The 4,449-nt window shown below is 39.9% G+C and carries 2 protein-coding genes; one reads left to right on the forward strand and one right to left on the reverse strand.

Going from position 1 to position 4,449, the window contains the following annotated elements; genetic code table 11:
• Window positions 1-260 precede the first annotated feature (260 nt).
• Window positions 261-842 (reverse strand): porin family protein, encoded by a 582-nt coding sequence (locus tag QZT73_RS09700; protein WP_291787851.1) that lies wholly within the window; start codon window positions 840-842, stop codon window positions 261-263.
• A gap of 241 nt (window positions 843-1,083) precedes the next feature.
• Between QZT73_RS09700 and QZT73_RS09705 the strand changes: the two genes are divergently transcribed.
• On the forward strand, window positions 1,084-3,669 hold the full coding sequence (locus QZT73_RS09705; RefSeq protein WP_291787853.1) for a DUF5686 and carboxypeptidase regulatory-like domain-containing protein: 2,586 nt from the start codon (window positions 1,084-1,086) through the stop codon (window positions 3,667-3,669).
• The last annotated feature ends 780 nt before the right edge of the window (window positions 3,670-4,449 follow it).

The raw sequence follows: 4,449 nt of genomic DNA on the forward strand, positions 1-4,449 counted from the left end.
AAACGAAAAATCTGAATATAGGAAATACGATCATACACAGTTAGTTGTAATATATTTCGATAAAGTGTAATTTCATACCATATTCCCTATCAATTTTATCGGATTTACCAGGGGGAGGACTTTGTATTTCTAAAAATCAGAGAATAAAAAAGATAAAAATTTATGTATGAAAAATTGATAATTTAATGCTGTACTTCCTTAATATTAAATTAAAACCTGACAGGTTAAACCTTCTGAATAAAGTAAGGAAGTAGGCTTAATCAAAAGCTTTTGTGAAAGGAGAGTTTAAATCCTCTATTGAACAAGTTGTCCCCTTCAGAAATATTGGTTAACCCATGTTCATAGCTTAACTGAACACCCAATCCTTTTTGGATATTAACTCCAAATCCCAAAACAGCGGCAAAATCAAATCCATTCCACAAATCCTTTATTTCACTCCCATCTATGGTAACTTTATTACCTGCTTCTTCAAGGACCAAGGCAGAACTCAAAAGAAAGGAAGGTTGTGGACCCACAAAAACATAAAAGGTTTCACCGGTTCGCAACTTTAACAACAAGGGGAAATCCAGGTAATCATTCCTCACGCCGATAGTTGTTCCAAACTCCGAATTTTTCGCTCCTTTTCTCGCAAATTGGATACCTGGTTCAAAGACCAATTGATCAGACAGCTCCAATCCTACATAAGCCCCGGCATGGAAACCAAACCTAAATTCAGACCCATCAGCATCGCCTCCTCCAAAAGTGGTCAAGCTAGGGCCTAACCTAATTCCAAATTCGGCTTGCTGCGCAAATGAGAAATGCATGCTCATCAAAAAGATGAAAAGTAAAGTAAATTTTTTCATATTGTTTTTTTAGCAAACTAATAAATCACCTGTTAAAAAAACTAAAAACATAAAAATTTTTTTCTTAACCATCACATAACTATTTATTTTTGCACTCTTGTAACTTTACATCCTTGATCAGCAAGACCATAAAGCATTCAATAGGATTTCACACTTGATTTTTATTCAGATGATGCCTGCTCAGAAGCCATTTATTTTCACAATCACCTGTTTGCTTCTCCTGATTTTCACACAATCACTTATGGCCCAAGGAATTAGAGGTAAAGTGCTCAACGAAAAAGGAGAACCACTGCCTTTTGCATCCATTTATATCCGAAATATAGGAGAAGGCATTCCTGCCAATCAAAATGGGGAATACGAGTTGAAACTCAAAAAAGGAGTATACGATGTTGTCGTTCAATACCTGGGCTATGCCACAAGAGTAGAGACCGCCATTGTCCTGGAAGATTGGGTAAACCTTGATTTCGTTTTAAAAGAACAGGTGTATGCCTTACAGGAAGTTACCGTAAAGACAAATCAGGAAGATCCTGCCCTGACTATCATGCGAAAGGCCATCTCAAAAGCCAAATTCCACAGGCTACAGGTACAGGAGTACAGCATGATGGTTTATCTGAAAGGAACTGGTAAACTTACGAATGCACCTTTTTTCCTTAAGAAAGAACTTGAAAAAGATGGATTCAAAATCAACGAGGCATATACCAGTGAGTCCGTTTCCCAGATCACATTCCGCCAACCCAATACTGTAGAGGAAAAAGTGATCAGTATTCGCAGCAGTGGAGATGACAATGATATTTCTCCAGCGCCTTATCTTGCCACTAGCTTTTACAACAATAAAATCAATGAAGCCATCTCCCCATTGTCCCCATCAGCATTTGCTTATTACCGATTCAAATATGAGGGTTCATTTGTAGAGGAAGGGGTAATGATCAATAAGATCCGCGTCACTCCAAGGTCTCGGGGCGAGCGGGTATTTGAAGGCCATATATACATCATTGAGAACCTTTGGGCCATTCATAGCCTTGACCTTACCACCTCTCTCCTTGGGTTTCAGATCGGTATCAAGCAGCTCTATCAACCTGTGGCAGAGAATGTATGGATGCCCTCGACCCATACCTACAATTTCAGCGGTAAAATCTTTGGATTTGCAGGAGAATACCAATACCTGGCTTCTACACGGGATTATCAGGTAACGCTCAATCCTGATTTATTGGTGGAAACCAAAATTATCGATGAAAAGGTAGATGAAGTCCCTCAGGATATCATCAAATTGGACAAAAACCTCAGCAGCCTGGAACAAATGGCGCAAGCGGATAAAATGACCCGGAAAGATTTTAGAAAAATGGTCAATGCCTATGAAAAGGAGGCGCTCAAAGAGCGGGAGGATCTGGAAGTGGTATCCGAAAGGAAATACAACATAGACTCTTTGGCTACTAAGAGAGGGCTGGAATACTGGGACAGTATCCGTCCGGTAAAATTGACGGAAGAAGAAATCAGAGGATACCAGCGGGATGATAGTCTGGCAATAGTGGAGGCAGCCAAAAAATCAGAAGTGGATACGGTGGCCAAAAAATCAAGAAGAAAATTCCAGCCCCTGGATATACTGACAGGTGGGCGGTATTATTTTGGGAATGGCAGATCAGCTGGTTTCCATAGCAACCTTACCCGATTGTCATTCAATACAGTGGAAGGACTTAAATTTGGATTGGCCGGATATTACAGGATTGAAAAAACTACAAAAATGGAAGATTCGGTCACCAACCATGTCAGGTCATGGAATTTCAGACCGGAATTCAGGTATGGGTTTGCCAGCCAACAACCTTATGGGCTGGTTGAAGTCAGAAGATCCGTCACTCAAGGAGAAAAAGCCCACAGTTTTGGTGTGAGTGGTGGGAAATTCATTTACCAGTTCAATGGGGATAACCCCATTTCAGAACAGGTAAACGCCTTATACGCTATATTGCTCAGGCAAAATTTTATGAAATTGTACGAACAGGACTTTATCAAAGGTTATTTTTTCCAGCGTTTCAATGAATCATTGACTTACCGTGGAAGTGTAACCTATGCCCAAAGGACCCACTTGGAAAACAACAGTGATTACAGTTGGTATAACAGACCTGAGCGGACTTATACTTCCAACCAGCCGGAAAATGTAGAAGCAGGACCGGAAACATTCCAGGATCACCGGGCCTTTATTTTGCAAAATTCATTGGAATGGCGTCCCGGCTTGAAATATTTTGTAAGAAACGGCAGAAAGCGACCCATTTTTAGCAGTGCTCCTTTAATCAATCTGCATTATACCAAAGCCATCCCTTCTTTTGTCAACGATCCAATGGCAGCAGATTTTGATTGGGTGGAAGCGGGAATTGAGCATTTTTTTAGTTTCGGTGTAAGCGGTCAATTGGATTTCAATCTTAAAGCAGGAAGCTTTTTGAACAACAACAGGGTCTACTTTATGGATTTCAAGCATTTTGGGGGTAACAGGACCATCTTTGCCAATATGGGCGTGGCTTCAAATTACCGTTTTATGGATTACTACCGCTATAGCAGTGAGACTGAGTATGTCAGTGCCATTGTACATTATCAGTTCAGAAAGTTTCTGCTTACCCAGCTACCAATGCTTCGATTTTCGGGAGTTAGGGAAAACATTTTCTTCAATTATCTAAAAACCCAGAATTCTCCGCACTATTGGGAATTGGGGTATTCCCTGGACAACCTCTTCCGCATCTTCAGGGTAGAGTTTGGTGCTGGCTTTGAAAATGGCAATTATCTTAGAAGTGGCGTGCGGTTCGGCATCGCGAGTTTTATCAATATCAGCTTTGATGACTAAAAAAATCAATGCCTGAAAACTATATAAGATCAATATTTTAAACACAAAAGGACACAAAAGTCACAAAAGCTCTCGAGTCCCCACACCACATGAAAAAACTCTCTTTTGTCCCCTTTTGTCACTTTTCCCGATTCTCGGGACAGGTCGTGGTTCATTATAATTCTTTGCCTGAAACATGCTCATATTTTTAAACACAAAAGTACACAACAGTCACAAAAGTCCTTCCAGTCCCACACCCTCTTTGAATCACCTTCTTTTGTCTCCTTTTGTCACTTTTCCCGATTCTCGGGACAGGTCGTGGCTCAATAATTTCGTCTTTCTTCGTGTTTCCAAAATCAGAAGTCCTCTTTTTTATCTATGATACTAATATTGCCTGAATCCTATCTTTTTTTAACACAAAAGGGCACAACAGTCACAAAAGTTTTTTTGTCGCCATTCCACATGAAAATACCCTCTTTTGTCCCCTTTTGTCACTTTTCCCGATTCTCGGGACAGGTCGTGGTTCAATAATTTCGTCTTTCTTGGTGTTTCCAAAATCAGAAGTCCACTTTTTTACCTATGATACTAATATTGCCTGAATCCTATCTTTTTTTAACACAAAAGGGCACAACAGTCACAAAAGCTCTCGAGTCCCCACACCACATGAAAAAACTCTCTATTGTCCCCTTTTGTCTCTTTTGTGGTTCATAAATCAATCATCTAAATAAGTGAAGAAATCATTCACATACGTTCTTTGGCCTTCATGGTAAAGGTTGATAACATTAAAGTTATACATAATTC

The organism is Cecembia sp. (assembly GCF_007126775.1).
GTDB lineage: Bacteria > Bacteroidota > Bacteroidia > Cytophagales > Cyclobacteriaceae > Cecembia.

What these genes read in the sequence shown, in the direction of transcription:
- QZT73_RS09700 (WP_291787851.1), bottom strand. Translation starts at nt 842, where the DNA reads ATGAAAAAATTTACTTTACTTTTCATCTTTTTGATGAGCATGCATTTC.
- QZT73_RS09705 (WP_291787853.1), top strand. Translation starts at nt 1,084, where the DNA reads ATGGCCCAAGGAATTAGAGGTAAAGTGCTCAACGAAAAAGGAGAACCA.